Source organism: Allobosea sp. NPDC055332 (assembly GCF_053645455.1).
This window is the reverse complement of sequence record NZ_JBSHMO010000002.1, coordinates 1,004,981-1,029,225: the sequence shown is the minus strand read 5'-3', so window position 1 is coordinate 1,029,225 and position 24,245 is coordinate 1,004,981. Positions and strand designations below refer to the sequence as shown.

Genomic DNA, 24,245 nt, shown 5'->3' with positions numbered 1-24,245 from the left:
GGGCTCCGGTTCGCCATCGAGGATTGCCGATGACCCATTCTCTTGCTCCCGCCATCGCGGCTCCCGGCCCTTCGCTCGCGGTCCAGCGCGTCACCGCCGCCTGCGGCGTCGAGGCCTGGCTGGTCGAGGAGCACAGCCTGCCGCTGCTCGCCCTCGAATTCGCCTTCGACGGCGGTGCCAACCGCGATCCGGCTGATGCCGCCGGCAGCGCCAACCTGATCTCCGGCCTGCTCGACGAAGGCGCCGGCGAGCTCGACGCCGAGGCCTTCCAGGGCCGCCTCGCCGACCACGCCATCAACCTCTCCTTCGATGCCCGCCGCGACGATTTCCACGGGCAGCTCCAGACCCTGTCGCAGCATCGCGAGGTCGCTTTCGAACTGCTCGGCCTCGCCCTCAACGCGCCGCGCTTCGACGCCGACGCGGTCGCGCGCGTCAAGGCGCAGGTGATCGCCGGCCTGCAGCGCCAGGCGCAGAATCCGGATTTCATCTGCCGCAATGCGCTCTTCGCCGCGGCCTTCCCCGGCCACGCCTATGGCCGGCCGGAGCGCGGTGACGTCGCCAGCGTTGGTGGCCTGCAGCCCGGTGCGCTGAAGGCGCTGACGCGCGATCTCTTCACCCGTGGTGGGCTGAAGGTTGTCGCGGTCGGCGATATCACTGCGAGCGAATTGGCTGCGCGGCTCGACGCCCTGTTCGGCGCCCTGCCGGCCGGGGCGCCGCGCGCCTTGCCGGCAGCCCCGCTGCCGATCGCCGACCTCGGCCAGACCCATATCGTCGATCTCGACGTGCCGCAGACCGTGCTGCGCTTCATCGGCCCCGGGCTGATGTGGGACGACCCCGACTTCATCGCCGCGACCGTGCTCAACCACATCCTCGGCGGCTCGGCCTTCACCTCGCGCCTGTTCATGGAGGTGCGCGAGAAGCGCGGCCTCGCCTATGGCGTCTCCTCCAGCCTGATGCCGCTGCGCCAGACCGGCTTCCTCGTCGGCGGCACCTCGACCCGCAACGAGCGAGTCGCCGAATCGATGGCGGTGATCCGCGAGGAGATCGCCAAGCTCGTCAGCGAGGGGCCGAGCGAGCACGAGGTCGAGGAAGCCAAGCGCTACCTGATCGGCTCCTACTCGCTGCGCTTCGACACCTCGCCGAAGATCGCCGGCGAACTGCTCGGCCTGGCGATGCGCGGCGAGCAGCCGGACTTCGTCGAGACGCGCAACCAACGCTTCGCCGCGGTGACCCTGGCCGATGTCCGCCGCGTCGCCCAGCGCCTGTTTGGCGAGGGCAAGCTGCTGGTTCAGGCTGTCGGCCGGCCGGTCGGGCTGGTCTGAGACTTACGGCTTCGGCGGAGTCTGCTTCGCCGTTCCCTCGATGAGCTGGCGGAACAGCGGCGCCAGCAGCCCGACCAGCACCTCGGGCTCCGCCTTGGCGAGCGCGGTCAGGCCCATCATCTGCCGCATCACCTGGAAGCCAGCGACCAGCGCCAGCACCAGCGCGGCGCGCTCTTGCGCATGCGGGCCGCCGAGCGCGGCCGTCATTGTGCGATGATGTCCCTTCTCGATCTGGTCGCGGCCGATCTCGGCCGCGCGCTGGCTCGAGGCCGAATGCAGCATGATCAGGAAGCCGTCGAGCGGCGTCTCGCCCGAGCGCGTGATCTCGACCAGCATCCTCGCGATCGTCTCGCCGAGATCGGGCGAGGCAAGATTCTCCGGCGTGAGGATAATTGGTTCCGCGGCAGCCGCGATGACCTCGGCGAAGAGCTGTTCCTTCGAGCCGAAATAGCGATTGACCAGCATGGCGGTGACGCCGGCGCCGGCCGCGATCTCGCGCACGCCGGCGCCGTCATAGCCGGCCCGCGCGAAGGCCTGCCGGGCCGAGCGCAGGATCGCCTCCCGCGTTGCCGCCGCATCGCGCCGACGCGGCGGTTCGCACAGATTCCAGATCATAATCTACACCTGTAGACATAAGGACTTCGCTCAAGTATACAGCGGTAGACATCGCCGCGGCAATTGCGGTCGAGGAGAGCCGGCATGACCGCCATCTGCGCCTATACCGACCATCTGCGCTTCCTCCGGGCCTGGGCCGGCGATCCGCTCCGGGTTGCCGCCGTCGCGCCATCCGGCGATGCGCTGGCACGTCTCATCACCAGCGAGATCGACCCGTCCGCCGGCCCCGTGCTCGAACTCGGACCCGGCACCGGCGCCTTCACCCGGGCGCTGCTCGCCCGCGGTGTCCGGGAGAGCGATCTCACCCTGGTCGAATACGGTTCCGAATTCGCCCGGATGCTGGAGTTCCGCTTCCCGCAGGTGCGGGTGCTCTGGCTGGACGCGGCCCAGCTCACCAATCATCCGCTGTTCGAGGGCGCACCGCTCGCCTCCGTCGTCAGTGGCCTGCCGCTGCTCTCCATGCCGCCGCGCAAGGTCGTGGCGATCCTCGCCGGCTCCTTCGCCTATCTGCGGCCGTCCGGCGGCTTCTACCAGTTCACCTATGGCCCGCGCTGCCCGGTGCCGCGCCCGATCCTCGACCGGCTCGGCCTCAAGGCGACGCGCATCGGCTCGACCTTGCGCAATCTGCCGCCGGCCGCCGTCTACCGGATCTCGCGGCGCAAGCCCTTCATCGTGCCACGCCGAAGCGACCGTCTCCCAAGCCAGGGGGAAGACGCGTGACCGAGACTGTCCTCGTCACTGGCGGCACCGGCTTCGTCGGCAGCTGGTGCATCGCCGAATTGCTGCAGCGTGGCTATACCGTGCGCACCACCTTGCGCAGCCGCTCGCGCGAGGCAGGTCTGCGCGCGGCGCTCGCGGCAAAGGGGCTGCCGGTCGAGAGGCTGACGGTCTTTACCGCCGATCTGCTCGCCGATGACGGCTGGGACGCGGCCATGGCCGGCTGCGACTATGTCCTGCACGTCGCCTCGCCGCTCTCCGGCGGCAAGGCCGGCGACCGCGAGTCGCTGGTGGCGCCGGCGCGCGACGGTACCCTGCGCGTGCTGCATGCGGCGGTGAAGGCCGGCGTGCGCCGGGTGGTGATGACCTCCGCCGCCGCCACTGCCCGCCCGCCCTTGAATTCGGAGCGGGTCAGCGACGAGACGATCTGGGCTGATCCCGCAGACCCGCAGTTCGACGCCTATCGCGTCTCGAAGATTCGGGCCGAGCAGGCGGCCTGGACCTTCGTGCGCCAATATGGCGGCGCTGCCCGGTTGACGACGATCCTGCCCGGAGCCGTGTTCGGGCCGCTGTTGACCAAGGACATGCCGGGTTCGGTCGGCATCATCGACGGGCTCCTCGCCGGGCGGCCGGCGGCGATGCCGCGCCTCGGCTTCTGGGTCATCGATGTCCGTGACCTCGTCGATCTGCACATCCGCGCCATGCTTGCGCCCGAGGCTGCCGGCGAGCGCTTCATCGCGGCCGGCGAATTCCTGTGGATGGAGGAGGTCGCCACGGCGCTGCGTGCCGGCCTCGGCCCGCGGGCGGTACGCGTGCCGAGCCGGCGCCTGCCCGGCTTCGTGGTCAAGCTGCTCCTGCCCTTCATGGGCGAATTGCGCGGGCTTGCCCCGTTGATCGGGCGCAGATTCGCCCTTACCTCGGACAAGGCGCGGCGTGTCCTCGGCTTCGCGCCGCGCCCGGCCGGGACGACCATCGTCGACTGCGCCGAGAGCCTGCTGGCGCGAGGGAAGGCCGCGGCGGCCTGAACCGTCCGCACAGCAAGGCTGAGCATGAGTATTCGCCGTCTCGATCCCGTCCTCGTCGATCGCATCGCTGCCGGCGAGGTGATCGAGCGGCCGGCCGCGGCGGTGAAGGAACTGGTCGAGAACGCCATCGACGCCGGTGCCGCCAGCATCGCGGTCACCATCCGGGCCGGCGGGCGCGAACTGATCCGCGTCGTCGACGACGGCATCGGCATGAGCCCGGACGATCTTGCCCTCTGCGTCGAGCGCCACGCCACCTCCAAGCTCCCCGATGGCGACCTCTTCGCCATCCGCTCGCTCGGCTTCCGTGGCGAGGCCTTGCCTTCGATCGGCTCGGTGGCGCGCCTCTCGATCACCACCCGCCAGCGCGATGCGGCGCAGGGCTCGGCGCTGGTGGTCGAGGCCGGCGCGAAGGGCGCGGTGCGGCCGGCCGCGGCCGCGCCTGGCACCCGCATCGAGGTCAGCGACCTCTTCATCTTCACCCCGGCGCGCCTGAAATTCCTGAAGAGCGACCGGGCCGAGGCGCAGGCCGTCTCCGACATGCTGCGGCGGCTCGCCATTGCCCATCCGGAAGTCCGCTTCTCGCTCGAGGGCGAGCATGCCGGCGCCTTCGACTGGCCGGCCGAGCCGATCGGCAATGACGGCCATCTGCGCCGCCTTGGCCGCGCCCTCGGGCGCGATTTCCCGGAGAATGCCCTGCCGGTCGAGACCGAGCGCGAGGGCGTCCGGCTTTCCGGCTTCGCCGGCCTGCCGACCTTCCATCGCGGCACCTCGGCCGGCGTCCACATGGCGGTCAATGGCCGCCCGGTCCGCGACAAGCTGCTGCTCTCGGCGGTGCGCGGCGCCTATGCCGACGTCGTGCCCTCCGACCGGCACCCGGTGCTCTATCTCGACGTGCTCTGCGATCCCGCCGTCGTCGACGTCAACGTCCATCCGGCCAAGAGCGAGGTCCGCTTCCGCGATCCCGCGCTGGTGCGCGGCCTCGTCGTGTCGAGCCTCAAGGCGACGCTCGCCGGCGCCGGCCATCGCGCCACCACCACCGGCGGCTCCCGCACGCTCGACGCCTTCCGTGCGGTCTTCTCGGGCGGCGGTTTCGGTGGTGGTGGGCCGGCGACGATCCAGCGGCCGAACTTCGGCAGTGTTGCCAACTGGCGCATGCCCGAAGCCCCAGCCCAGCCGCTGCAGACCGGCTTCGCCGATCTCGCCATGCCCTCGGCTGATGCGAGAGCCCATCTCGCCGAACCGCCGCAGGATGCGCTCGACCGGCCGCTGGGTGCGGCCCGCGCCCAGGTCCACGGCACCTATATCGTCGCTCAGACCCGCGACGGCATGGTCATCGTCGACCAGCACGCCGCCCATGAGCGCCTAGTCTACGAACGCCTCAAGGCCGAGCGGGCCAAGGCCAGCATCGCCCGCCAGCCAATGCTGCTGCCGGAGGTGGTCGAGCTCGATCCCGTCGATGCCGACCGGCTGAACGCTGCGGCTGCCGATCTCGCCTCGCTCGGCCTCGTCATAGAGAGCTTCGGCCCCGGCGCCGTGCTGGTGCGCGAGGCGCCGGCCGCGGTTGCTGGCGGCGACCTGCAGGGCATCGTCCGCGATGTCGCCGATGCGCTCGCCGAGCATGGCGATGCCGGCTCGCTGGAGCGCCGGCTCGACCATGTCCTGGCGACGATGGCTTGCCACAACTCGGTCCGCGCTGGCCGCCGCCTGCGCCCCGAGGAGATGGACGCGCTCTTGCGTGAGATGGAGGCGACACCGAATTCCGGCCAATGCAATCACGGCCGGCCGACCTATGTCGAACTGAAGCTCAGCGATATCGAGAAGCTGTTCGGGAGACGGTAGGGACACCTCGCTCAGGCACGCTGGAGCAGTGCCTGCGCCTTGCTATGCCCAGTTCGACGCCGCGGCTGGCCCTCATCGGAATCGGACCTGCCGAGCAGGGCGACGAGGCCCAGCGGCAGGAGCCAGGCGGCCCAGGCGGCCAGCCCATAGCTCATCTCGAACGGCAGCTGCAGCACAACCGCCAGCCACAAGGCCAGCCGCAGCCAGATCGCGCCGGAAGCGACCGCCGCCATCGCCATCATCAATCGCGCATGCTGCTTCGCATGGCCGAGCCGGATCGCTGTCACCGCCGCGATCAGCAGTGCCAGCCAGACGATGTCCTGTGCGAAGAAGCCGGCCTGCGCGACGGGGCCGGCCTCGCTCGCCAACGCCACGGGCAGGGCCGTCAGCCCGCCGACCAGCACACAGAGCGCGGCGATGCGTCCCACAGCCCGATGAAAGCCACGCCGCTGCCTCGTGGCCGCCGCGATCGCTATGAAAATCAGCGCCAGCCCCGACGCGATCATGTGGAGTGGGAACGCCAATGGCAGCTTCTGGCACACCAGCAGCAGGACGTCGGGCAGGGGCAGCTGCTTGCTTCCGATCGCAATTGCGGTCCCGGCTGTCGGAGCGACGAGGATGGCGATGACCAGTCCGGCGATCATGGCACGCGGGCGCATCCCCCGGATCATGTTGAGATCGCGCATCCATGCCTTCTCCCGTCGCGCTGCGACGCTGGCTGTGATTTTTGTCGCCAGCGTGGCGCTGGGCGAGGCCCACGCCGCAGATACGCCCGATCTGACCGGCCGCTGGTCCGTGCAGCGCCCGAAGCTGACCCTCGATATCGTCCGCTGCGGTGCAGGGTGGTGTGGTACCGAGGTGACCGCGAGCGGCGGCTGCGGCCGCACGGCCCTGCGTCTCGAAGCCGCCCGCAATGTCTCGGGGTCTATCCCGAGCTTCGCTGGCCGGCTCGAGGTCATGTCCGAGGCCGAGCCTTATGTGGTCAGCGTGACGGTCAAGGATCAGGGCAACGCTGCCGCCCTGTGGATGCTCGGGCACACCGGCACGACGCTCCTGCCGCGACGCGTGTATCAGCTCGACGCGCATTTCGTCCGGCTTGGCGATCCCGCCTGCACCGAGCCGAAACTGTCCTGAGGCGCATCGCAGGGTGGCGGCAGGGCGATGCCGGCTCGCTGGAGCGCCGGCTGGACCATATCCTGGCGACGATGGCCTGCCACAACTCGGTCCGCGCCGGCCGCCGCCTGCGCCCCGAGGAGATGGATGCTCACTTGCGCGAGATGGAGGCGACGCTGAATTCCGGCCAGTGCAATCACGGCCGCCCGACCTATGTCGAGCTGAAGCTCAGCGATATCGAGAAGCTGTTCGGGCGGCGGTGAGAATTAGCAGATCGCATACGCGCCGTGCAGGAATATGAACCTGAGTGCGTGTGTCCTTATGATCACTTCGGTAAATGGTGTTTCTCTAGGTTGATGTTGAGCGCTTTTCCTTAGTCGCTTCAAGCATGCGCAGACGCTTCTCGTCCATTTTCCTTAGGGATGACTTTGAGATAGTTGAAATTCGAAAGCGGGCATGCGCAATTTGATTGTCAAGTTCTTTAAGTGACAGCGTCGACATCTCTGATGGTGTCGAAGCCATGACGCTGCGCCGGCCCATCCCCACCTCCCAATGCAACCAAAAGGCTGTTGAAAGTGCCCACTACACTCCATTATGGGTGCAGGGAGTAGTGAACTTAAGGTCGATGTTCAATTCGCCCTTAGAAACCGCACCTGCGTCTCGCCATAATCGCGCCGGTCGAGCTCCTCGAACCCGTCCGGCAGCGTGATCTGCGCATCGGCGGCCTCTTCCAGCACGACCAGCGCCTCGCTCGCCAGCCAGCCGCCCTCGCGGGCCGAGGCGAGAGCCTTTTCGCCCAGCCCCTTGCGATAGGGCGGGTCGCAGAAGACGAGGTCGAACGGGGCCATGCCGGCGATCGGGCCGAGCCTGGTCGCGTCGCGGCGGAAGATGCGGCTATAGCCGGCGAGCCCGAGTGCCATCTGGTTCTCGCGGATCAGCCCGCGCGCCTCGGCCCCGTCATCGACCAGCAGCGCGAAGGCGGCGCCGCGCGAGAGTGCCTCGAACGCCATCGCGCCGGTGCCGGCGAAGAGATCGAGCACGCGCGCGCCGTCGGCCGCATCGCCATGGCCATGCGCCAGCACGTTGAACAGCGATTCCCGCAGGCGGTCCGAGGTCGGCCGGATCGCGCCGATGCCCGGCTTCGGGCTGGCGAGCGGCCGGCCGCCGAAGCGTCCCCCGACGATGCGCATCGGTTAAACCTCAGCCGCGACGGTCACGCCCGCCGCCAGAGCGCGGCGGACCGGAGCGTGGCGGCTTGCCGCCGCCGGGCCGCGGGCCGCGCCCGCCGGGGCGATCGCCACCTGGCCTGTCGCCGACTGGCTTGCCGCGGAAGGGGCGGGCCGGGCGCTCGTCGGTGCCGGCACCGCCGCCAGGCGGACGCTTGCCGCGCGGCGGCTTATCGGCCCAGTCGCCGCTGCCGCGCCAGGGTGCCTCGCCGCCGCGGTCGCGGCCGAAGCTCTCTTCGCGCGGCGCCCGGCTCGGACGCTCGCCGCGCGGCGCGCGCGCCGGCCGCTCGGCCCGCGGCTCGTCGCTGGGCGCGGCACTGATGCGCTCGACCTTGACGCGCCGCCCCTTTGGATCGGCGATCGCCTTGTCGCGCACGCGCTTGACCGTGCCGGTCGCTTCGCGCGCCTGCCGCTCCTCCTTTGGATCGAGGCCGCGCCGCGGCGCCGCCTTGCGCTCGCGCTGCGGCTCTGCCTCGGCATCGCGCCAGACGCCGCGCGTCCACGGCTTGTCGCCACGCAGCGGACGGGCCTCCTCGGCCTGCTCCTCGCGCGGACGGCGGCGTGGCCGGTCGTCGCCTGCCGGCGCAGGCCTGCCGCGCGCGGGCCTCTCGTCCGATCGAATCTCGTCGCGCCGCGGCGAGTCGAAATCGACGCCCGCCTTGGCCATCAGCTCGGTGCCGAGCTGGTCCTTCAGCACCTTGGAGCGGACCTCCTCGGCCTCGCCCTCCGGCAGGTCGCCGAGCTGGAACGGGCCGAAGGAGACGCGGATCAGCCGGTTCACCTGCAGGCCGAGATGCTCGAGCACCGTCTTGACCTCGCGGTTCTTGCCCTCGCGCAGATCGACGGTGAGCCAGGTGTTCGAACCCTGCTCGCGCTCGAACTGGGCGATGACCGGCCCGTACTGGACGCCGTCGATGGTGACGCCGCCCCGGAGCGTATCGAGCTGTGCCTGGTTCACCTGGCCGAAGGCACGGACGCGATAGCGCCGCAGCCAGCCGGTCTCCGGCAATTCGAGCATGCGCGCCAGCCCGCCGTCATTGGTCAGCAGCAGCAGGCCTTCGGTGTTGATGTCGAGCCGGCCGACCGAGAGCACGCGCGGCAGGTCCTCTGGCAGGGCGTCGAACACGGTCGGGCGCCCTTCCGGATCATGGTTGGTCGTCACCAGGCCGCGCGGCTTATGGTAGAACCAGAGCCTTGTGCGCTCGCGCGCCGGCAACGGCTCGCCATCGACCAGCACGACATCGTTCGGGCCGACATCGAGGGCCGGGCTCTCGATCACCTTGCCGTTCACGCTGACGCGGCCTTCCGCGATCAGCGCCTCGCTGTCGCGGCGCGAGGCGACGCCGGCGCGGGCCATCACCTTGGCGATGCGCTCCGGCTCCTGCGGCGCGGCCGGAACCGAGACGGCCTCGGCGATCTCGGCGGCGTTGCGATGCGCCCGGTCTGGGCGAGTGCGGGTCGGATTGCTGCCACGCGGCGCGTCGAAGCGCTTGCCGCCGCCGAAGCCGCGGCCTTCGCTACGATCGCGATCTTCGCGGCGCGGCGGGCGAGCGGCACGCGGGCCTTCGCTGCTGCGCTCGCGGAAGGGACGCTCGCCGCGGTCCCGCGGCGGCCGGCGCTCCTCGCCATCGCGCGGGCGGAACGACCGCTCGCCGCCTTCGCGCGGTGGGCGCGACGGTGCGCCGTCCCGTGAAGGGCGCCCGAACCCGCCGGGCCTGTCGCCAGCAGTCCTGTCGCGGCTTGGCCGGTCGCCATCGCGCGGCGGTCGGCTGGCGCGCCGTTCGTCACCGCCGCGATCGCGGAATGGCCGCTCGCCTCCCTCGCGCGGCGGGCGTGCCGGTGCGCCGTCCCGGGAAGGACGCCCGAACCCGCCGGGCCTGTCGCCAGCAGTCCTATCGCGGCTTGGCCGCTCGCCATCGCGCGGCGGCCGGCTGGCGCGGCGCTCGTCGCTGCCACGGTCGCGGAATGGCCGCTCGCCGCCCTCGCGTGGCGGGCGCTCGCCGCTCGGGCGCTCGCGGAACGGCTTCTTCTCGAAGCGCGGCGCCGCCGGGCGCTCGCCTTCGCTGCGGCGACGCTCTGCACCTTCGGCAGGCGCGCGTCGGGGCCGCTCCTCGCCATCGCGCGAGCGGAAGGGAGGCTTGCCGCCACGTCCGGGCGGCCTGCCGCCAGGCCCGCCACGGCCGGGACCGCCATCGCGCCCGCCGCCGCGGCCGCCGGTTCCGCCGCCCTTGCGCGGGCCTCGGCTTTTCTGATTGTTGTCGTCGCTCATGGTGGCTCCTGAAGCCGGATCATCGCGGACCGGGTTGCGAAGCGATCCGGGACGGCAGCGGCTCTTGAATCTGGTATTAGCCGGCGCTTGTAGCAGGCGTTTTCATGCGCTGCGACGGCAAAGATGAAGGTTCGATGGGATCGATCGACGCAAAGCAGGTCGAGGTGGTGCCAATGGCGCTGGCGCTGGCTGAAGCGCGCGCCGCGGCGGAGCGTGGCGAGGTGCCGGTCGGGGCGGTGATCGTCCGTGGCGGTGAGGTGCTGGCGAGCGCCGGCAACCGCACGCTCGAACTGAAGGACCCGACGGCGCATGCCGAGACATTGGCGATCCGGCTGGCCTGCGAGGCGATCCAGTCCGAGCGGCTGATCGATTGCGATCTCTATGTCACGCTCGAGCCTTGCCCGATGTGCGCCGCGGCGATCTCCTTCGCCCGGATCAGGCGGCTCTATTTCGCCGCTTCCGATCCGAAGGGCGGCGCGGTCGAGAACGGCGTCAGGCTCTATCGCAGCCCGAGCTGCCATCACGCGCCCGAGGTCTATGGCGGCCTCAGCGAGCGCGAGGCGGCGGAATTGCTGCGCGACTTCTTCCGGGGGAAGCGCTGATGGCGGAGGCCATACGGGCAGCAACTCCGGCCGATGCGGAAGCCATTGCCGCCCTCAATCGTGCCGCTTTTGGCGGCGAGGAGGAGGTCGGCATCGTCGAGCGCCTGCGCAGCGACGGCCTCGTCGCGGTCGAGCTGGTCGCGGAGCAGGGTGGTGCGATCATCGGCCATATCCTGCTGAGCTGGCTGCCGACGATGATGGACGGCCGCGCCGTGAAGGCCCTGGCGCTGGCGCCGATGGCCGTGCGGCCGGGACTGCAGAAGCAGGGCATCGGCGGCCGGCTGATCATGGCGGCACTCGACGAGGCGAGGGTTGCGGGCGCCGAGGTGGTGATCGTGCTCGGCCACCCCGGCTACTATCTGCGCTTCGGCTTCTCGGCGCCGCTGGCGCAAAACCTCGCTTCGCCCTTCCAAGGCGAGGCCTTCATGGCGCTGGAGCTCGTGACGGGAGCCCTGGCGGGGAAGCAGGGCTCGGTCAGCTACCCCTCGGCATTCGGGCTGTAGCCGCGAAAGACGATCCGAGGGCCGCGCGGTCGCGGCGAACTCCCGGCCGGCTGGGTGAATGCTTCGGCGGTTCCCGTCAAAACTGCATTTAGATGTAATGGTTCGATTATCTATCGTATAGAGTGGATCGGTCTATAGATAAAAATCAAAGTATTTAGCCGATTGGTTAGTTCGATGGGCTTAGTCCTGATGGTGTAGGCAAAATCCGGGGCTGATCGGATCCCGAAAGCATATCGTAAGCTGCCTTGTTTTTGCCTTGTATCCTCCGTAGGTCGCCGCTGCACTGCTCAGCCAGACCAAGGAATGGTGGCTTGAGCCTCCCATTCCCCAAAGTCGGTATTTCTCCATTATGCGTAAAGTTGCGTTGGCTGCGCTGTCCGCGGCCTGTTGGTCTGTGTCCCCCTCCTTTGCCGCCGATACCCATCTCGCGATGATCTCGTTCCAGCCGCAGGTGAAGGGGCTCGGTTGCCTCAAGCCGGAAACCCTCGGCATGATCAAGGAACTCACCGCCAAGATCGGCCCGATCCAGATCACCTCGACCTGCGGCGGCCGCCACGCCCGCAACTCCCAGCACTATCGCGGCAATGCCATCGATTTCCGCCCGCTCGCCACCTCGCCGCGGAACGCTGCGGCCGTCGCCAAGAAGATCGAAGCTGTCGGCGGCGTCGGCTCTTACTCGAACGGTCTCGTCCATGTCGATGTCGGCGACCGCGAGATCGCCTGGTACGGCCACAAGCGCAGCCGCCGGCTGGCCTATGCCGGGCGCGGGCGCTGATCGAGCTCAGAGCAAGGTCCGGGCAACCAGGTAGCCGCCCAGCCCCAGCAGCCCGGCGAAGAAGCAGAGCTTGAAGGTCGCGGCCGAGATGCGCTGCCGGATTGCCTGGCCGAACCACATCCCGGCCAGCGCCGGCAGCAGCGCCAGCAACGAGGCGCCGGCGACCTTGAGGTCGAGTGCGCCGGCGCCGACCAGCCCGAAGGACAGGGCGATCGTCGAGACGATGAAGGAGAGGCCGAGCGCCTGCACCAGCTCGTCCTTGTCGAAGCCGAGCGCCTGCAGATAGGGCACGGCCGGCAGCACGAAGACGCCGGTCGCCGCAGTGGCGGCGCCGGTGATCACGCCGACCAGCGGGCCGAGCCAGATCTCGGCCTTTTCGGGCACGCGCAGCTTGGCGGCCTTCAGGCCGACCAGCGCATAGAGCACCAGCGCGATGCCGAGCCAGAGCGTCGCCGAGCCGTCTTTGGCCTTCTCCAGCAGTCCGGCGCCGGCCCAGGTGCCGACGCAGGTCCCTGCCAGCATCGGCCAGAGACGGATTGCAATGGCCTTCAGCTTCGGCCCGGTCAGCTGCCAGCTATTGGTGACGAGATTGGGGATGACCAGCAGCGCCGCCGCCTGCGCCGGCGCCATCACCACGCCGAGTACGCCGACGGCGATCGTCGGCAGGCCGAGCCCGATCACGCCCTTGACGAAGCCGGCGAGCACGAAGGTCGCGGCGATGAAGGTGAGGAGCGTCGTCTGGTCCATGATCCTGCCAATCCGATCGATTGCGATGCCGCGACTTGTGGCAGTCCTGACCCCGGCTGTCGCTCTTCGATACTACGGTCTCCGCCGTAGCGTCCTTGCTTGCCTCAGCGGGCGCGGACGTCATCATGGCGGCCACAATGGAGGCGTCGAGCCATGGCCATGCACGGACCCTATCTCGCCGAGATCGCCCATCTCATGGGTGATCCCGCCCGCGCCAACATGCTGCATGCGCTGATGGACGGGCGCGCGCTGACGGCGAAGGAGCTCGCCTTCCTCGCCGGCGTCGCGCCGCAGACCGCGAGCGGCCATCTCGCCAAGCTGATGCAGGGCGGCCTGCTCGGCGTCGCCGTGCAGGGCCGCCATCGCTACTACCGGCTCGCCGGGCCGGAGGTTGCCGCCGCTCTCGAAGGGCTGATGGTGCTCTCCGGCGGCCAGGCGAACGGGCGGCGCCTGCCCTCGCGCGTCGGCGCCGACCTCGCCCGCGCGCGCACCTGCTATGACCATTTCGCCGGACGGCTGGGCATCGCGATCCATGACGCGCTCGTCGCCGGCGGCCATCTCAGCGTCGCAGATGGCGGCTACGGGTTGACCCGCTCCGGCGTCGCGCTCTTCGCCGAGCTCGGGATCGAGCCCGCCACTGCGAGCAAGGGCAGGCGGGCAGCACTGCGTCCCTGTCTCGACTGGAGCGAGCGCCGCCCGCATCTCGCCGGTTCGCTTGCTGCGGCTTTGGCCTGCCGCTGCTTCGAGGCTGGCTGGGTGACGCGGATCAGGGACAGCCGCGCCGTCCTCCTGACCGAGGAGGGACGTTCGGCGCTGGAGGCCGGCCTGCCGGGCTTCCGCTGCGACGAGCCGGAGGCCGTCACGCCGCCCGTTCGAGCGCCTCTGACAGTTTCCGCTTGACCTCTTCCTTCGCCGGCTGGGCGGCCTCGAGGATCGCCTGCCAGCGGAAGAAGTCGAGCCCGCCGAAGCCCTCGCCACCGGCGCGGATCAGGATGTCCGGCGGCTGGCGCTCGATCATGCGCTGGACCAGTGCCCGCGTCAGGATCTGCGAGACGCCGACCATGGCTTCCAGCGGCTCGGGCACGCGGCTGTCGCTGACGGTCGCCGGCGCGCTGGTGTCGACCGCGAGCACGAGACGTCCTGGGCCGAGCAGGCGGTCATAGGGCAGGGGGTTGATGGCGCCGCCATCGATCAGCACCCGCCCGCCGATCGTCACCGGCTTGACCAGGCCGGGGATTGCCAGCGAGGCGGCGACGGCCGGCGTCAGCGGGCCGCTGCCGAGGACGACCTCGTCATGCAGATGGTAGTCGGTCGCGACGCAGAGGAACGGGATGCCGAGCTCCTCGAAGCGATCAGGCACGGCCTGCGGCCAGAACAGGTCGAGCAGGCGCTCGCCGTCGATCAGCACGGGATTGCCGAGACCGCCGCGCCAGAGATCGGCGATCTTGCCGATGCGCGCTTCCAGCAGTCTTGCGATCACCCGGGCCCGGTCGCGGAAGCTCGCTTCGACATGGGTGCGCAGGTCGCGGCCGGAGAGGCCGGCGGCATAGGCCGCGCCGACGATCGCCCCCATCGACGAGCCGGCGATCAGCGCCGGCTTCAGGCCGAGCTCGTCGAGCGCCTCCAGCACCGGGATATGGCTGAGCCCGCGCGCCCCGCCCGAGCCGAGCACGAGGACGAGCTCGGGCCCGGACGGGTCGGGCAGGCGGGCGAGGGGGCTGGAGACGCCGGTCATGGCCTGATGTTGCGGTGCGGGAGCCGCTCAGGCAACCTCCCTCGCGAGGAAAGGTTTCACCGCCGCCAGCGTGTCCTGCGGATTCTCCTCCGGCAGGAAATGGCCGCTGACGATCGCCTGGCCCTCCGCCTGCGGCGTGAAGGTCTCGCGCCAGATTGCGAGCGGGCTCGCACCCTTGGCAGGGATGCCGGCCTCGCCCCAGAGCACCAGCACCGGGCAGAGGATCTTTTTGCCCGCCCCGAGATCGGCCTTGTCGTGCTCGAGATCGGTGGTCGCGCCGGCGCGATAATCCTCGCAGGCGGCATGGATGCGCGAGGGATCGTTGAAGGACGCAGCGTAGGCCGCCATTGCCAATGGGTGGAAGGCCTCGATCTTCTTGGCCCGCGTCCAGCTTGCGATCGTGTGGTCGAGCCATCCGGCGGGATCGGCCTGGATCAGCTTCTCCGGCACCGGCTCGGGTTGGGCCAGGAAGGTCCAGTGATAGACCTGCATGGCACGTGCCGCGTTCATGCCCTCCCACATTGACACGGTCGGCAGGATGTCGAGCAGGACGAGCCGCTCGACCCGGCCGGGATGATCAAGCGCGAGGCGATAGGCGACGCGGGCGCCGCGGTCATGGCCGATCACCGCGAAGCGGTTGAAGCCGAGCGCGCTCATTGCGGCGACGATGTCCTCGCCCATGCCGCGCTTGCTATAGAGCGCCTTGCCGCCATCGCCATGCGGCGCCGCCGACCAGCCATAGCCGCGCAGATCCGGGCAGACGACGGTATGCGTCTTCGCCAGCTCGCCGGCCATCTCGTGCCATTCGGCATGGGTCTGCGGGAAGCCGTGGATCAGAACCACCGGCGGCCCCTCGCCGCCGACGCGGGCGAAAATCTTGCCGACCGGCCCGTCGATCCAGCGCGCCTCGAAACCGGGAAAGAGGCTGTCGATATTGGTCATGGCCGCTGCTCCTGTGACGGTACGGCCGCGGCGATGTCCGTCAGGCCGAAATCCTCGCCCTTGTAGAGCAGAGGCGCGTTCAAGGATTTGGCAAGAGCATAGGAGAAGCAGTCGCCGAGATTGAGCTTGGCCGGGTGGCGGCCCTTGCCGAAGCGCAGGAAAGCCTCTGCGGCGAGGACGGCTTGTTTTTGATCCAGCGGCACGGTCTCGATCCCAAGATCGTCGAGCAACCTCAGATGCAGGACGACCGGAGCATCAGCATTGCGGTTCGTCGAGACCATGAAGCTCTCGACGAAGGTCACCATGGAACAGAAGTTGGCGCTGCTGGTATTCAGTCCGGCTAACAGCCTGTCTTGTTCAGGCTCGCTGCGAAGGATCGCGATGATTGCCGAGCTGTCGACGACAATCGGCGAGGCCGTCACGACGGAAGGCCGTTCTCATCGTAGCCGATGATCTCATCATCGGTCAGATGCTCGTTGATCCTTGGATAGGAGCGGATTTCGGCAAGCGTTCGCTCCAACTTCTCCATGTCGATCCGCCCCTTGCGAGGCGGCAGCTCGGCGAGCTCGCGCTCCGCCGCTGTCTTGACCGCATCAGTGATCGTCCTGCCCGTGCGCGCCGCGAGCTCGCGCACGATGCGGTCCGTTTCGGGATCCTTGATCAGGATGGCCATGGCATCCTCGTGTATATATCGATTGCTGGTTCGATATATACAACGCGCCGATCGCCCTGTCAGCCTTCGCGCTCGCGCTTGATAGCCTGCCAGCCGATGTCGCGGCGGCAGAAGCCGCCCGGCCAGTCGATCAGGTCGACGGCCGCATAGGCCTTGGCCTGCGCCTCGCTGACGGTCTTGCCGAGCGCGACGATGTTGAGCACGCGCCCGCCATTGGCGACGATGTCACCATCCTTCGCCTGCGTGCCGGCATGGAAGACCAGCACGTCCTTCTCGGCCGCGGCCTTGTCGATGCCCTTGATGACGCTGCCCTTTTCCGGCGTGCCGGGATAGCCCTTCGCCGCCATCACCACCGTCAGCGCGACATCGTCGGACCAGCGCAGGTCGACGGCGTTGAGCACGCCGTCGCGGGCTGCGAGCAGCGCCGGGACGATGTCGCTCTTCAGGCGCGGCATCAGCACCTCGCATTCGGGATCGCCGAAGCGGGTGTTGTATTCGATCAGCTTCGGGCCGTCGGCGGTGATCATCAGCCCGGCATAGAGGATGCCCTTGAAGGGCGTGCCACGCTGGATCATGCCCGTCAGCGTCGGCGCGATGATCTCGGCCATGACGCGTGCTTCCAGGGCCTTGGTCATGACCGGGGCCGGCGAATAAGCGCCCATGCCGCCGGTGTTGGGGCCGGTGTCGCCATCGCCGACGCGCTTATGGTCCTGCGCCGAGGCGAGGGGCAGGGCGTGCGCGCCGTCGCAGAGCGCGAAGAAGCTGGCTTCCTCGCCGATCATCCACTCCTCGATCACGACCTCGGCGCCGGCCGCGCCGAGACCGCCGGAGAACATCATGGCCAACGCCTCATTGGCCTGCTCGATGGTCTCGGCCATGACGACGCCCTTGCCGGCTGCGAGCCCGTCGGCCTTGATCACCAGCGGCGCGCCGGTCTTGGCGACATAAGCCCTGGCCGCAGCCTCGTCGGTGAAGCGGGCGAAGGCCGCGGTCGGGATGCCGAATTCGGCGCAGAGCTCCTTGGTGAAGGCCTTCGAGCCTTCGAGCTGCGCCGCGGCCCTGGACGGACCGAAGGTCTTGATCCCGGCGGCCTCGAGATCGTCGGTAATGCCCTCGACCAATGGCCCTTCCGGCCCAACGACGACGAGGCCGATGCTCATCAGCTTGCAGAAATCAGCAACGGCACGGTGGTCGGCGATGTCGAGCACTGCATTCGTGCCGCACTCCGCGGTGCCGGGATTGCCGGGCGCGATGAAGAGCTTGTCGCAGAGAGGGGAGGCGCAGATGGCCCAGGCCAGGGCGTGCTCGCGCCCGCCGGACCCGATCAGAAGAATGTTCATCGCCTCTCTCCGCTTGCTCAGGGCGCAATAGCTGCCGCAGGCTGACGGAGCAACGCTTCTGCTCGCGTCCTCCTGTCGTTAAATACGATCCATGGACAGCGAATCGCCCCAGCCTGCCGGCAATGCCCCCGAATGGTCGGTCTCCGACCTGTCAGGCGCGCTCAAGCGCACGCTGGAGGACGCCTTCGGCTTCGTGCGCGTGCGCGGTGAAATCTCCGGTTATCGCGGCCCGGTTGGCTCCGGCCATGTCTATTTCTCGCTGAAGGACGCCAACGCCAAGATCGACGCGGTGATCTGGAAGGGCGTCTTCGGCCGGCTGAAGACCAAGCCCCAGGAGGGGCTGGAGGTGATCGCCACCGGCAAGATCACCACCTTCGCCGGCAAGTCGAGCTACCAGATCATCATCGATTCGCTGGAGCCGGCCGGCATCGGCGCGCTGATGGCGCTGCTGGAGGAACGCCGCAAGAAGCTCGCCGCCGAGGGCCTGTTCGATCCCGGCCGCAAGCAGCTCATCCCGTTCCTGCCGCGCGTCGTCGGCGTCATCACCTCGCCGACCGGCGCCGTGATCCGCGACATCCTGCACCGGCTGGAGGAACGCTTTCCGCGTCAGGTCCTGGTCTGGCCCGTGCGCGTCCAGGGCGAGAGCAGCGCGGCCGAGGTCGCCAATGCGATCGCCGGCTTCAACGCGCTGCCAGAAGGCGGCCGCATTCCGCGCCCGGATGTGATCATCGTCGCGCGCGGCGGCGGCTCGCTCGAAGACCTGATGGGCTTCAACGAGGAGGTGGTGGTGCGCGCCGCCGCCGCCTCGCTGATCCCGCTGGTTTCGGCGGTCGGCCACGAGACCGATGTCACCCTGATCGACCATGCCGCCGATTTGCGCGCGCCGACGCCGACCGGCGCGGCCGAAAAGGTCGTGCCGGTGCGCGCCGAGCTCCTCGGGCAGGTCACGGATCTGTCGCGTCGGCTCTCCGGCGCGACGCTGCGTCTCTCAGAACGCCGGCGCAACGATCTGCGCGCGCTCGCCCGGGCCCTGCCGACGCCCGAGAACCTGCTGGCGGCGCCGCGGCAACGGCTCGATCTCGCAGCCACGCGGCTCGGCCCGGCATTGGCGCGCAATGCCCGTGCTTACGAACAGCGCCTCGGCCAGCTCGACCGTCGCTTGCATACGCAATCGCCGGCAGCACGGCTTGCGACCCATGCCGCCCGCCTCGACGGGTTCGGCAAGCGGCTCGCCGCAGCGCGTGGCGCGATCTTCCGGGCGGAGCGTGATCGTATCGCCCGCGCTGGTGACCGGCTCGATTCCGTCGCCGCGCGCGCCGTCGCGGCTTTCGCGCGCCAGATCCAGCGCCGTCGTGACCGGCTCGACAGCGTCTGGGCGCTCGCTAGCTCGCTCGGCCCCCAAGCCGTGCTGGCACGCGGCTACGCGCTGGTGCGCGACGAGGGCGGCAATCTGCTGCGCAGTGCCACCGCGGCACGGCCGGGACTAACCCTTCAGGTCACGCTCGCCGATGGCAGCTTCGGCGCCGTCGTGCCCGGCGGAACGGCTGCGCCGCAAGCGCCACGGCCAGCCTCTCGCAAGCCGGCCGGAGGCGGCGGGCAGGGCGATCTGTTCTGACATCCCGAAAACCGGTCATTCACCACCATTTCGGATGAGCGGCCTCCCGTTCAGATAGCGTTCAGCTAGTGCTGGCTAATCGCTGCCTGATAGCGGTTGGGGGAATGCTCCTTGATGCTCGCCGGTTTCCGGATACGCCTTGCTTGTGCCTTTGCCATGCTTGCGCCGCTGGGCCTGCAAGTGCAGCAGGCGAACGCGACCGAATTCGTCTGCAGGCCGTCGACGCTTACCCGAGATGCCGGCGATCTCGCTTCGACCTTGAACAGGGGCGGTGCGCCCCTGCGCATCCTCGCCATCGGCTCGTCCTCGACCGAGGGCATCGGCGCCAGCGGCAAGGACAAGACCTACCCGGCCCAATTGGGGACGCTGCTGCGCACGGGCCTCTCGGGCCGTTCCATCGAGATGGTCAATGCCGGCATTGGCGGCGAGACCGCGCCGCAGACGCTCTCGCGCCTCAAGGCCGCGCTGGTCGAAGGCCACTATGATCTGGTGATCTGGCAGGTCGGCACCAACGATGCGGTGACCGGCGGCGATCTCGCGACCTTCCGCAATCTCGTCGCCGATGGCATCGCGGCTGCGAGGCAGGCCCGTACCCGGCTCGTCATCCTCGATCCGCAATTCTATCCCGGTATCAAGGAGACGGCGCGTTATCGTGCCTATGTCGATGCCATCGCCGAGGTTGCCAAGGCGCAGGCCGTCCCGGTGCTGTCGCGCTATCAGGCGATGCTGGGCTGGTACCAGCGCGACGCCGAGGGCTTCATGGCTGCGCTCGCCGGCGACCGTTTCCACATGAGCGATGCCGGCTATGGCTGCCTGGCTCAGGACATCGCCCGCTCGCTGCTGGGCGACAAGCCGGCGGTGACGCTCGCAGCCTCGGTACGCTGACGGCACAACGGTTTCAGAACCGATGCTCCGCCGTGAGCGCGGTCACTTGCCCAGCAGGAAGGCCTTGACCCGTCTGATCGCGTCGTCCCGCGCCGCCGGGTCGGTGCCGATGGTGACCTTGCCGGTTCCGGAGGCAGAAAAGGCCACACCTTCCTTCTCGCGCCGGTCGAGGCGGGGGTGATCGAAATCATGCACCGCGCCGGGATAGAGCACGAGCTCGACCGGTTCGCCGCGGGCCCGCGCCGATTTGGCGAGGAAGTCGCATGGCGCGGGCGGCGTCCAGTCGTCGGCATCGCCCATCAGGATCAAGGTCGGCAGGCGAGCTTCGAAGCTGCCCGACTCCGATTGGGTACGACAGCCGGGATAGAACGCCACGGCGCGGGCGAAGTCGGGCTGGCGGTCGGCCGGCCTACGGTCCTTGCGGATCGCGGCGAGGATGGTGGAGCCGCCGCCGGACCAGCCGAGCAGCGCGATCGCGTCACGCCGCACATCGGGCCGTTCCTGCAGCCAGCGCCGGGCCGCCATCGCGTCGCCGACGCGTTCGCGGCTGGCGCGGATGGTCACGTCCTTGACGCCGCATTGCGAGCCGAGTCCGCGTGGGCCGTAGCTGTCGGGCATCAGCACGACGAAGCCGGTGGCGGCAAGGCGCTCGCCCCAGTCGCTATGCCGTGTCGAGAGCTTGTCCGTTTCGCGCCAGAGGCCGCCGCAGCCATGCAGCGCGACAATTGCCGGAAAGGGCCCGGGCCCGGTGGGGCGAAACATCACCGCATCGAGCTGGTAATCGTCATGTGGAATACGGACGCGCTCATAGCCGCCCGCAATCGCGGGGATCGCGAGCAGGGTAACAAGACCAATCGCCAGTTTCATGGCGTGGGTCAGGCTGGACATCATCGCAACTGACGCTATCACAGAAAGACCATGTTGGAACAATGCGTGGTTTCAGAGATGGTTGCGTCAAACTGCAACCTGTACGCTAACCCGTCGCCGCTTTATCATCCTGGCCCGTGATGAACATCAACGAACGCCTGCCTCCCTCTGGCTCCGAAGCGCTGGTCGATTACGGCCATGGTGAGTTCCGCGTCGTGCGTCCTGGCGCCTTCGTCCGCTGCGCCGTCACCGGCGCGCCGATCCGGCTCGAGGAGCTGCGCTACTGGTCGGTGGAATGGCAGGAAGCCTATGCCTCGCCGGAGGCCGTCTTATTGCGCGTGCGCCGCGCCGGCCGCGCCTGAGCGGGTTCTTGCCAGGCATTCGCGCAGCAGCGCGTCGAGAGCGGCCTCATCCTCGAAGGCGAGCGTGACCGGCACGCAAAGCAGCAGCGAGCGCTCCGCGGCGGGCCAGAGCGGCGCGAGCTTGACCATGTCCTTCTCGGTGACGGCGACACAGCAGGCTTTCGCCTTCGCCTCGGCGATCAGCGCCGCGACCTCGCCCGCCGTATAGGCGTGGTGGTCGCCATAGGCGTGCTCGCCGATCAGCCGCGCTCCGGCGGCGCGCAATGTCGCCGCGAATTTCTCCGGCCGGCCGATCCCCGAGACCGCCAGCACCGGCAGGCCGGCGAGCGCAGATTCAATATCGGCCGGTGGCGTCAGGCTCGCCCGCAGCACGCGCTTGCCGGCGGTCAGGGCCTGAGCGGCGACATTGTCGCCTGCCGCTCCCTCTCCGATGATGACGAGCGCATCGACCCGCCCGAATTGCTCCGCCAGCGGCGCGCGCAGCGGCCCGGCCGGCAGGCACAGGCTGTTGCCGATGCCGACGGCGCCGTCGACGACGGCGAGCCGCAGGTCCTTGTGCAGCGAGGGGTTCTGCAGCCCGTCATCCATCAGGACGAGGCTGGCGCCGGCATCACGCACAAGCGCAGCGCCCGGCGGCCGCTCGCGCGCCACGACCGTCGGCAGGCGCGCGGCAAGCAGCAGCGGTTCGTCGCCGACATCCCCGGCATCGTGCTGATCGAGGTCGACGCGCACTGGGCCAGGCAGTCGGCCGCCATAGCCGCGCGTCAGGGCAAAGGGCGTCTCGCCCATCGCGGCGAGCCTGGCTACGAGGGCCAGCGTGGTCGGTGTCTTGCCGGCGCCGCCCGCGACGAAGTTGCCGACGCAGATCACTGGGATTCCGACCCGCATGCCCGGTCTGCGCATGCGCCTCAGCGTGATCGCGCCGTAGAGTGCCCCGAGCGGTTGCAGCAGCCGGGCGAGGACGGATGGCGCCGGGCGCCACCAGAAGCCCGGGGCGCGCATCAGTCGACAGTCTCGCGCTGGCCGATGGCGGCGCGCAGCAGCAGCGGTTCGATCGCCTGGACCGTGCGGTCGAGCGCGCCGCTGAGCTCGGTGCTGGTGCGGGCCGCGGCGCGGGCGGCCTGGCGCGCAGCGGCGGGATCGCTGAGCCAGCGGTGCACGCCCTGGGCGAGCTCCTGCCGGTCGGCGACCTGGATGGCGCCGCCGCCGGCGTCGAAGGCGGCGAAGAGATCGGCCGATTTATGAACGAGCGGGCCGTGCAGCAGGGCGCAGCCGAGCTTGGCCGGCTCGATCGGATTGTGGCCGCCGATCGGCGCGAGCGAGCCGCCGATGAAGGCGACCGGTGCCAGCCGGTAGAACAGGCCGAGGTCGCCGAGCGTGTCAGCGATGTAGAAGTCGATGTCGCGCTCGGGCAGGTGGCCGAGCGAGCGGCGGGCGCTGGCGACGCCATTGGCCTTTGCGAGCGCTTCGACCTCGCCGCCGCGATCGGGGTGGCGAGGCACGACGATGGTGAGGAGCTTGGGCAGGTGTGCCTGGACGCCGAGATGGGCGGCGAGCACGTCCTCCTCCTCGCCCGGATGGGTCGAGGCGGCGACCCAGACCGGGCGGCCGGCAGCGAGGCCATCGAGCAGGGCGAGCGTGTTGGGATCGGCCGGCGGGGCGGGGACGTCGAATTTCAGGTTGCCGGCGATGCTGACGCGTGGTGCGCCGAGCTGGGCGAGGCGCTGCCCGTCCTCCTGCGACTGCGCCAGGCAGCGATCGAAACCGGAAAGCAGATAGCGCGAGGTCTGCGGAAACTTGTACCAGCGCTGGAAGGAGCGCTGCGACATGCGCGCATTGATCAGGACGAGCGGCACGCCGCGCTTGCCGGCCTCGATCATCAGGTTAGGCCAGATCTCGGATTCGCAGATCAGGCCGAGATCGGGCCGCCAATGGTCGAGGAAGCGCCGCATATAGCGCGGCACGTCGAGCGGCAGGAACTGGTGGATCGCTCCGGCCGGCAGGCGCTGCGCCAGGAGCCGCGCCGAGGTCACCGTGCCCGACGTCACCAGCACGGCGAGCCCGCGCCGCTGCAAGCGTTCGATCAGGGGCAGCAGCGTCACCGTTTCGCCGACGCTGGCCCCGTGCAGCCAGACAAGGGTCTTCGCCGGCCGCTCGACGCTGGGGTGACCGCGTCGCTCGAACAGGCGCGCCGGGTCCTCCTTGCCACGCCGGCGCCGCCAGAGCAGGAGCCCGGCCGCGACCGGCTCGAGCAAGGCGGTGAGCGTCCGGTAGGCGCTGATGATGAAGCTGCGGCCGATCATGCGGCGTTGGCCTTGGCAGCAGCCTTGGCGGCCTGGGCCTCGCGCAGATCTGCGCCGGGATCGCGCGCCCCGATCAGCGCATAGGCGCGCTCATGCACGGCGTCGAGCCCGGCCTGGACGGCGAGCCGCGCCGCCTCGCAGGTCGCTTCATCCGCTTCGCGCGCAACCCATACGGGATCGCCGACGACGATGGCGCCGCGCCCGAAGGGCAGGCCGATCGAGGCGCGGTCCCAGCTGTTGAAGTCGATGCGCCGGCTGGTCACCACCGCGATCGGATGGATCGGCCGACCCGAGGCGCGCGCCAGCTGGACGATGCCCGGGCCGCAGATGCGCGCGCGCTTGGGGATGTCGGCGGTCAGCACCATGGTGTCGCCGGCGGCGAGGCGGCGGACCATGGCGAGAAAGGCCGGCGCGCCGCCCTTTTCGCGGACCTTCTTGCCCGAGGCACCCGAGCCGCGGATCGCGCCGATGCCGAGCTCGCGCAGTGCGACCGCATTGAAGCCGCCATCGCCATGACGCGAGACCAGCGAGCAGGACGGCATCCACTCCGGTCGGGCGAACGGGATCATGATGTGCTGGCCGTGCCACATCGCGATGATCAGCGGCAGTTCGCCGCGCACGCGCTCATAGACATCGGCCGGCTCGACGACGAAGCGGTTCGTGCGCCTGACCAGCCGCAGATAATAGGCGAGGCTGCGGCCGAGCGCCTCCTGCGCGAACTTCGTCTTGAGCAGGGAAAATCCCATCGAACCGGACTGGTATCGCCCCTG

General features: G+C 69.5%; 26 protein-coding genes and 1 pseudogene. 13 read left to right on the top strand and 14 right to left on the bottom strand.

From position 1 onward, the window contains the following. The first annotated feature begins 29 nt into the window (after positions 1 to 29). Positions 30 to 1,322, top strand: coding sequence for a M16 family metallopeptidase (locus ACWIGM_RS13620; RefSeq protein WP_454026455.1), 1,293 nt, complete (start codon positions 30 to 32; stop codon positions 1,320 to 1,322). A gap of 3 nt (positions 1,323 to 1,325) precedes the next feature. Here the strand turns inward: ACWIGM_RS13620 and ACWIGM_RS13615 are convergent, their stop codons facing one another. After that, entirely contained in the window at positions 1,326 to 1,937 is a 612-nt protein-coding gene (locus tag ACWIGM_RS13615) for a TetR/AcrR family transcriptional regulator (RefSeq protein ID WP_454026454.1), read from the bottom strand. A gap of 84 nt (positions 1,938 to 2,021) precedes the next feature. On the opposite strand from ACWIGM_RS13615, the gene ACWIGM_RS13610 reads away from it, so the two are divergent. Genes ACWIGM_RS13610 through mutL form a run of 3 tightly spaced genes read left to right on the top strand, consistent with a single transcriptional unit; the run spans position 2,022 to position 5,518 of the window. Then, on the top strand, positions 2,022 to 2,657 hold the full coding sequence (locus ACWIGM_RS13610; protein WP_454026453.1) for a class I SAM-dependent methyltransferase: 636 nt from the start codon (positions 2,022 to 2,024) through the stop codon (positions 2,655 to 2,657). Further along, positions 2,654 to 3,679 (top strand): NAD-dependent epimerase/dehydratase family protein, encoded by a 1,026-nt coding sequence (locus ACWIGM_RS13605; protein WP_454026452.1) that lies wholly within the window; start codon positions 2,654 to 2,656, stop codon positions 3,677 to 3,679. The genes ACWIGM_RS13610 and ACWIGM_RS13605 overlap by 4 nt, the downstream gene beginning before the upstream one ends. A 24-nt stretch (positions 3,680 to 3,703) precedes the next feature. Then, positions 3,704 to 5,518, top strand: coding sequence for a DNA mismatch repair endonuclease MutL (mutL, locus tag ACWIGM_RS13600; protein ID WP_454026451.1), 1,815 nt, complete (start codon positions 3,704 to 3,706; stop codon positions 5,516 to 5,518). A gap of 11 nt (positions 5,519 to 5,529) precedes the next feature. Here the strand turns inward: mutL and ACWIGM_RS13595 are convergent, their stop codons facing one another. Next, positions 5,530 to 6,204 carry a DUF2306 domain-containing protein gene (locus ACWIGM_RS13595; protein ID WP_454026450.1) on the bottom strand — a complete coding sequence of 225 codons (675 nt, stop codon included), beginning with the start codon at positions 6,202 to 6,204 and terminating at the stop codon, positions 5,530 to 5,532. Here ACWIGM_RS13595 and ACWIGM_RS13590 point away from each other — a divergent pair. After that, positions 6,188 to 6,652 carry a hypothetical protein gene (locus tag ACWIGM_RS13590; RefSeq protein ID WP_454027020.1) on the top strand — a complete coding sequence of 155 codons (465 nt, stop codon included), beginning with the start codon at positions 6,188 to 6,190 and terminating at the stop codon, positions 6,650 to 6,652. The genes ACWIGM_RS13595 and ACWIGM_RS13590 overlap by 17 nt on opposite strands. 26 nt (positions 6,653 to 6,678) lie before the next feature. Further along, positions 6,679 to 6,894 (top strand): annotated as a pseudogene (locus tag ACWIGM_RS13585) (DNA mismatch repair endonuclease MutL); the annotation flags it as partial. Between the two features lie 366 nt (positions 6,895 to 7,260). Here the strand turns inward: ACWIGM_RS13585 and rsmD are convergent. After that, positions 7,261 to 7,821, bottom strand: coding sequence for a 16S rRNA (guanine(966)-N(2))-methyltransferase RsmD (rsmD, locus tag ACWIGM_RS13580; RefSeq protein WP_454026449.1), 561 nt, complete (start codon positions 7,819 to 7,821; stop codon positions 7,261 to 7,263). A 10-nt stretch (positions 7,822 to 7,831) separates the two neighbouring features. Next, entirely contained in the window at positions 7,832 to 10,126 is a 2,295-nt protein-coding gene (locus tag ACWIGM_RS13575; RefSeq protein ID WP_454026448.1) for a pseudouridine synthase, read from the bottom strand. Between the two features lie 134 nt (positions 10,127 to 10,260). On the opposite strand from ACWIGM_RS13575, the gene ACWIGM_RS13570 reads away from it, so the two are divergent. From ACWIGM_RS13570 to ACWIGM_RS13560, 3 genes are all read left to right on the top strand, one after another. Then, positions 10,261 to 10,728 carry a nucleoside deaminase gene (locus ACWIGM_RS13570; RefSeq protein WP_454026447.1) on the top strand — a complete coding sequence of 156 codons (468 nt, stop codon included), beginning with the start codon at positions 10,261 to 10,263 and terminating at the stop codon, positions 10,726 to 10,728. Next, a complete protein-coding gene (locus ACWIGM_RS13565) occupies positions 10,728 to 11,231 on the top strand; it encodes a GNAT family N-acetyltransferase (protein ID WP_454026446.1) in 504 nt (167 codons plus the stop codon). Before ACWIGM_RS13570 ends, ACWIGM_RS13565 begins: the two co-directional genes overlap by 1 nt. A 394-nt stretch (positions 11,232 to 11,625) precedes the next feature. Then, a complete protein-coding gene (locus tag ACWIGM_RS13560) occupies positions 11,626 to 12,006 on the top strand; it encodes a D-Ala-D-Ala carboxypeptidase family metallohydrolase (protein WP_159650282.1) in 381 nt (126 codons plus the stop codon). 6 nt (positions 12,007 to 12,012) lie between these two features. Here the strand turns inward: ACWIGM_RS13560 and ACWIGM_RS13555 are convergent, their stop codons facing one another. Further along, positions 12,013 to 12,753, bottom strand: a complete 741-nt coding sequence (locus ACWIGM_RS13555; protein ID WP_454026445.1) for a sulfite exporter TauE/SafE family protein — start codon at positions 12,751 to 12,753, stop codon at positions 12,013 to 12,015. Between the two features lie 153 nt (positions 12,754 to 12,906). Here ACWIGM_RS13555 and ACWIGM_RS13550 point away from each other — a divergent pair, with 153 nt between their 5' ends. Beyond that, positions 12,907 to 13,653 (top strand): ArsR/SmtB family transcription factor, encoded by a 747-nt coding sequence (locus ACWIGM_RS13550; RefSeq protein WP_454026444.1) that lies wholly within the window; start codon positions 12,907 to 12,909, stop codon positions 13,651 to 13,653. Here ACWIGM_RS13550 and ACWIGM_RS13545 read toward each other — a convergent pair. The 5 genes from ACWIGM_RS13545 to purD are packed head-to-tail and all read right to left on the bottom strand — an operon-like array spanning position 13,613 to position 17,443. Further along, positions 13,613 to 14,488 carry a patatin-like phospholipase family protein gene (locus tag ACWIGM_RS13545; protein ID WP_454026443.1) on the bottom strand — a complete coding sequence of 292 codons (876 nt, stop codon included), beginning with the start codon at positions 14,486 to 14,488 and terminating at the stop codon, positions 13,613 to 13,615. The genes ACWIGM_RS13550 and ACWIGM_RS13545 overlap by 41 nt on opposite strands. A 27-nt stretch (positions 14,489 to 14,515) precedes the next feature. Further along, positions 14,516 to 15,430, bottom strand: coding sequence for an alpha/beta fold hydrolase (locus ACWIGM_RS13540; protein WP_454026442.1), 915 nt, complete (start codon positions 15,428 to 15,430; stop codon positions 14,516 to 14,518). After that, on the bottom strand, positions 15,427 to 15,852 hold the full coding sequence (locus tag ACWIGM_RS13535; RefSeq protein WP_454026441.1) for a type II toxin-antitoxin system VapC family toxin: 426 nt from the start codon (positions 15,850 to 15,852) through the stop codon (positions 15,427 to 15,429). Before ACWIGM_RS13535 ends, ACWIGM_RS13540 begins: the two co-directional genes overlap by 4 nt. Next, a complete protein-coding gene (locus ACWIGM_RS13530; RefSeq protein ID WP_454026440.1) occupies positions 15,849 to 16,103 on the bottom strand; it encodes a type II toxin-antitoxin system VapB family antitoxin in 255 nt (84 codons plus the stop codon). The genes ACWIGM_RS13535 and ACWIGM_RS13530 overlap by 4 nt, the downstream gene beginning before the upstream one ends. Positions 16,104 to 16,162: 59 nt before the next feature. Then, positions 16,163 to 17,443, bottom strand: coding sequence for a phosphoribosylamine--glycine ligase (purD, locus tag ACWIGM_RS13525; protein WP_454026439.1), 1,281 nt, complete (start codon positions 17,441 to 17,443; stop codon positions 16,163 to 16,165). Positions 17,444 to 17,534: 91 nt separating this feature from the next. Here purD and xseA point away from each other — a divergent pair, with 91 nt between their 5' ends. After that, positions 17,535 to 19,058 carry an exodeoxyribonuclease VII large subunit gene (xseA, locus tag ACWIGM_RS13520; RefSeq protein WP_454026438.1) on the top strand — a complete coding sequence of 508 codons (1,524 nt, stop codon included), beginning with the start codon at positions 17,535 to 17,537 and terminating at the stop codon, positions 19,056 to 19,058. A 156-nt stretch (positions 19,059 to 19,214) separates the two neighbouring features. Then, complete coding sequence (locus ACWIGM_RS13515; protein ID WP_454026437.1) at positions 19,215 to 19,943, top strand: SGNH/GDSL hydrolase family protein; 729 nt, start codon at positions 19,215 to 19,217, stop codon at positions 19,941 to 19,943. A gap of 42 nt (positions 19,944 to 19,985) precedes the next feature. Here the strand turns inward: ACWIGM_RS13515 and ACWIGM_RS13510 are convergent, their stop codons facing one another. Beyond that, positions 19,986 to 20,810 carry a dienelactone hydrolase family protein gene (locus tag ACWIGM_RS13510; RefSeq protein ID WP_454026436.1) on the bottom strand — a complete coding sequence of 275 codons (825 nt, stop codon included), beginning with the start codon at positions 20,808 to 20,810 and terminating at the stop codon, positions 19,986 to 19,988. A gap of 140 nt (positions 20,811 to 20,950) precedes the next feature. On the opposite strand from ACWIGM_RS13510, the gene ACWIGM_RS13505 reads away from it, so the two are divergent. Continuing rightward, complete coding sequence (locus ACWIGM_RS13505; RefSeq protein WP_454026435.1) at positions 20,951 to 21,172, top strand: DUF2093 domain-containing protein; 222 nt, start codon at positions 20,951 to 20,953, stop codon at positions 21,170 to 21,172. Here the strand turns inward: ACWIGM_RS13505 and lpxK are convergent. Genes lpxK through ACWIGM_RS13490 form a run of 3 tightly spaced genes read right to left on the bottom strand, consistent with a single transcriptional unit; the run spans position 21,140 to position 24,221 of the window. Beyond that, positions 21,140 to 22,174 carry a tetraacyldisaccharide 4'-kinase gene (lpxK, locus tag ACWIGM_RS13500; protein ID WP_454026434.1) on the bottom strand — a complete coding sequence of 345 codons (1,035 nt, stop codon included), beginning with the start codon at positions 22,172 to 22,174 and terminating at the stop codon, positions 21,140 to 21,142. The genes ACWIGM_RS13505 and lpxK overlap by 33 nt on opposite strands. Then, positions 22,174 to 23,475, bottom strand: coding sequence for a 3-deoxy-D-manno-octulosonic acid transferase (locus ACWIGM_RS13495; protein ID WP_454026433.1), 1,302 nt, complete (start codon positions 23,473 to 23,475; stop codon positions 22,174 to 22,176). Before ACWIGM_RS13495 ends, lpxK begins: the two co-directional genes overlap by 1 nt. Continuing rightward, on the bottom strand, positions 23,472 to 24,221 hold the full coding sequence (locus tag ACWIGM_RS13490) for a lysophospholipid acyltransferase family protein (RefSeq protein WP_454026432.1): 750 nt from the start codon (positions 24,219 to 24,221) through the stop codon (positions 23,472 to 23,474). Before ACWIGM_RS13490 ends, ACWIGM_RS13495 begins: the two co-directional genes overlap by 4 nt. Between the last annotated feature and the right edge of the window lie 24 nt (positions 24,222 to 24,245).

Excerpts from the sequence above, each read along its gene's own strand:
- ACWIGM_RS13620 (WP_454026455.1), top strand. The coding sequence starts at position 30 with ATGACCCATTCTCTTGCTCCCGCCATCGCGGCTCCCGGCCCTTCGCTC.
- ACWIGM_RS13615 (WP_454026454.1), bottom strand. The coding sequence starts at position 1,937 with ATGATCTGGAATCTGTGCGAACCGCCGCGTCGGCGCGATGCGGCGGCA.
- ACWIGM_RS13610 (WP_454026453.1), top strand. The coding sequence starts at position 2,022 with ATGACCGCCATCTGCGCCTATACCGACCATCTGCGCTTCCTCCGGGCC.
- mutL (WP_454026451.1), top strand. The coding sequence starts at position 3,704 with ATGAGTATTCGCCGTCTCGATCCCGTCCTCGTCGATCGCATCGCTGCC.
- ACWIGM_RS13590 (WP_454027020.1), top strand. The coding sequence starts at position 6,188 with ATGTTGAGATCGCGCATCCATGCCTTCTCCCGTCGCGCTGCGACGCTG.
- ACWIGM_RS13595 (WP_454026450.1), bottom strand. The coding sequence starts at position 6,204 with ATGCGCGATCTCAACATGATCCGGGGGATGCGCCCGCGTGCCATGATC.
- rsmD (WP_454026449.1), bottom strand. The coding sequence starts at position 7,821 with ATGCGCATCGTCGGGGGACGCTTCGGCGGCCGGCCGCTCGCCAGCCCG.
- ACWIGM_RS13575 (WP_454026448.1), bottom strand. The coding sequence starts at position 10,126 with ATGAGCGACGACAACAATCAGAAAAGCCGAGGCCCGCGCAAGGGCGGC.
- ACWIGM_RS13570 (WP_454026447.1), top strand. The coding sequence starts at position 10,261 with ATGGGATCGATCGACGCAAAGCAGGTCGAGGTGGTGCCAATGGCGCTG.
- ACWIGM_RS13565 (WP_454026446.1), top strand. The coding sequence starts at position 10,728 with ATGGCGGAGGCCATACGGGCAGCAACTCCGGCCGATGCGGAAGCCATT.
- ACWIGM_RS13555 (WP_454026445.1), bottom strand. The coding sequence starts at position 12,753 with ATGGACCAGACGACGCTCCTCACCTTCATCGCCGCGACCTTCGTGCTC.
- ACWIGM_RS13550 (WP_454026444.1), top strand. The coding sequence starts at position 12,907 with ATGGCCATGCACGGACCCTATCTCGCCGAGATCGCCCATCTCATGGGT.
- ACWIGM_RS13545 (WP_454026443.1), bottom strand. The coding sequence starts at position 14,488 with ATGACCGGCGTCTCCAGCCCCCTCGCCCGCCTGCCCGACCCGTCCGGG.
- ACWIGM_RS13540 (WP_454026442.1), bottom strand. The coding sequence starts at position 15,430 with ATGACCAATATCGACAGCCTCTTTCCCGGTTTCGAGGCGCGCTGGATC.
- ACWIGM_RS13530 (WP_454026440.1), bottom strand. The coding sequence starts at position 16,103 with ATGGCCATCCTGATCAAGGATCCCGAAACGGACCGCATCGTGCGCGAG.
- purD (WP_454026439.1), bottom strand. The coding sequence starts at position 17,443 with ATGAACATTCTTCTGATCGGGTCCGGCGGGCGCGAGCACGCCCTGGCC.
- xseA (WP_454026438.1), top strand. The coding sequence starts at position 17,535 with ATGGACAGCGAATCGCCCCAGCCTGCCGGCAATGCCCCCGAATGGTCG.
- ACWIGM_RS13515 (WP_454026437.1), top strand. The coding sequence starts at position 19,215 with ATGCTTGCGCCGCTGGGCCTGCAAGTGCAGCAGGCGAACGCGACCGAA.
- ACWIGM_RS13510 (WP_454026436.1), bottom strand. The coding sequence starts at position 20,810 with ATGAAACTGGCGATTGGTCTTGTTACCCTGCTCGCGATCCCCGCGATT.
- ACWIGM_RS13505 (WP_454026435.1), top strand. The coding sequence starts at position 20,951 with ATGAACATCAACGAACGCCTGCCTCCCTCTGGCTCCGAAGCGCTGGTC.
- lpxK (WP_454026434.1), bottom strand. The coding sequence starts at position 22,174 with ATGCGCGCCCCGGGCTTCTGGTGGCGCCCGGCGCCATCCGTCCTCGCC.
- ACWIGM_RS13495 (WP_454026433.1), bottom strand. The coding sequence starts at position 23,475 with ATGATCGGCCGCAGCTTCATCATCAGCGCCTACCGGACGCTCACCGCC.
- ACWIGM_RS13490 (WP_454026432.1), bottom strand. The coding sequence starts at position 24,221 with ATGGGATTTTCCCTGCTCAAGACGAAGTTCGCGCAGGAGGCGCTCGGC.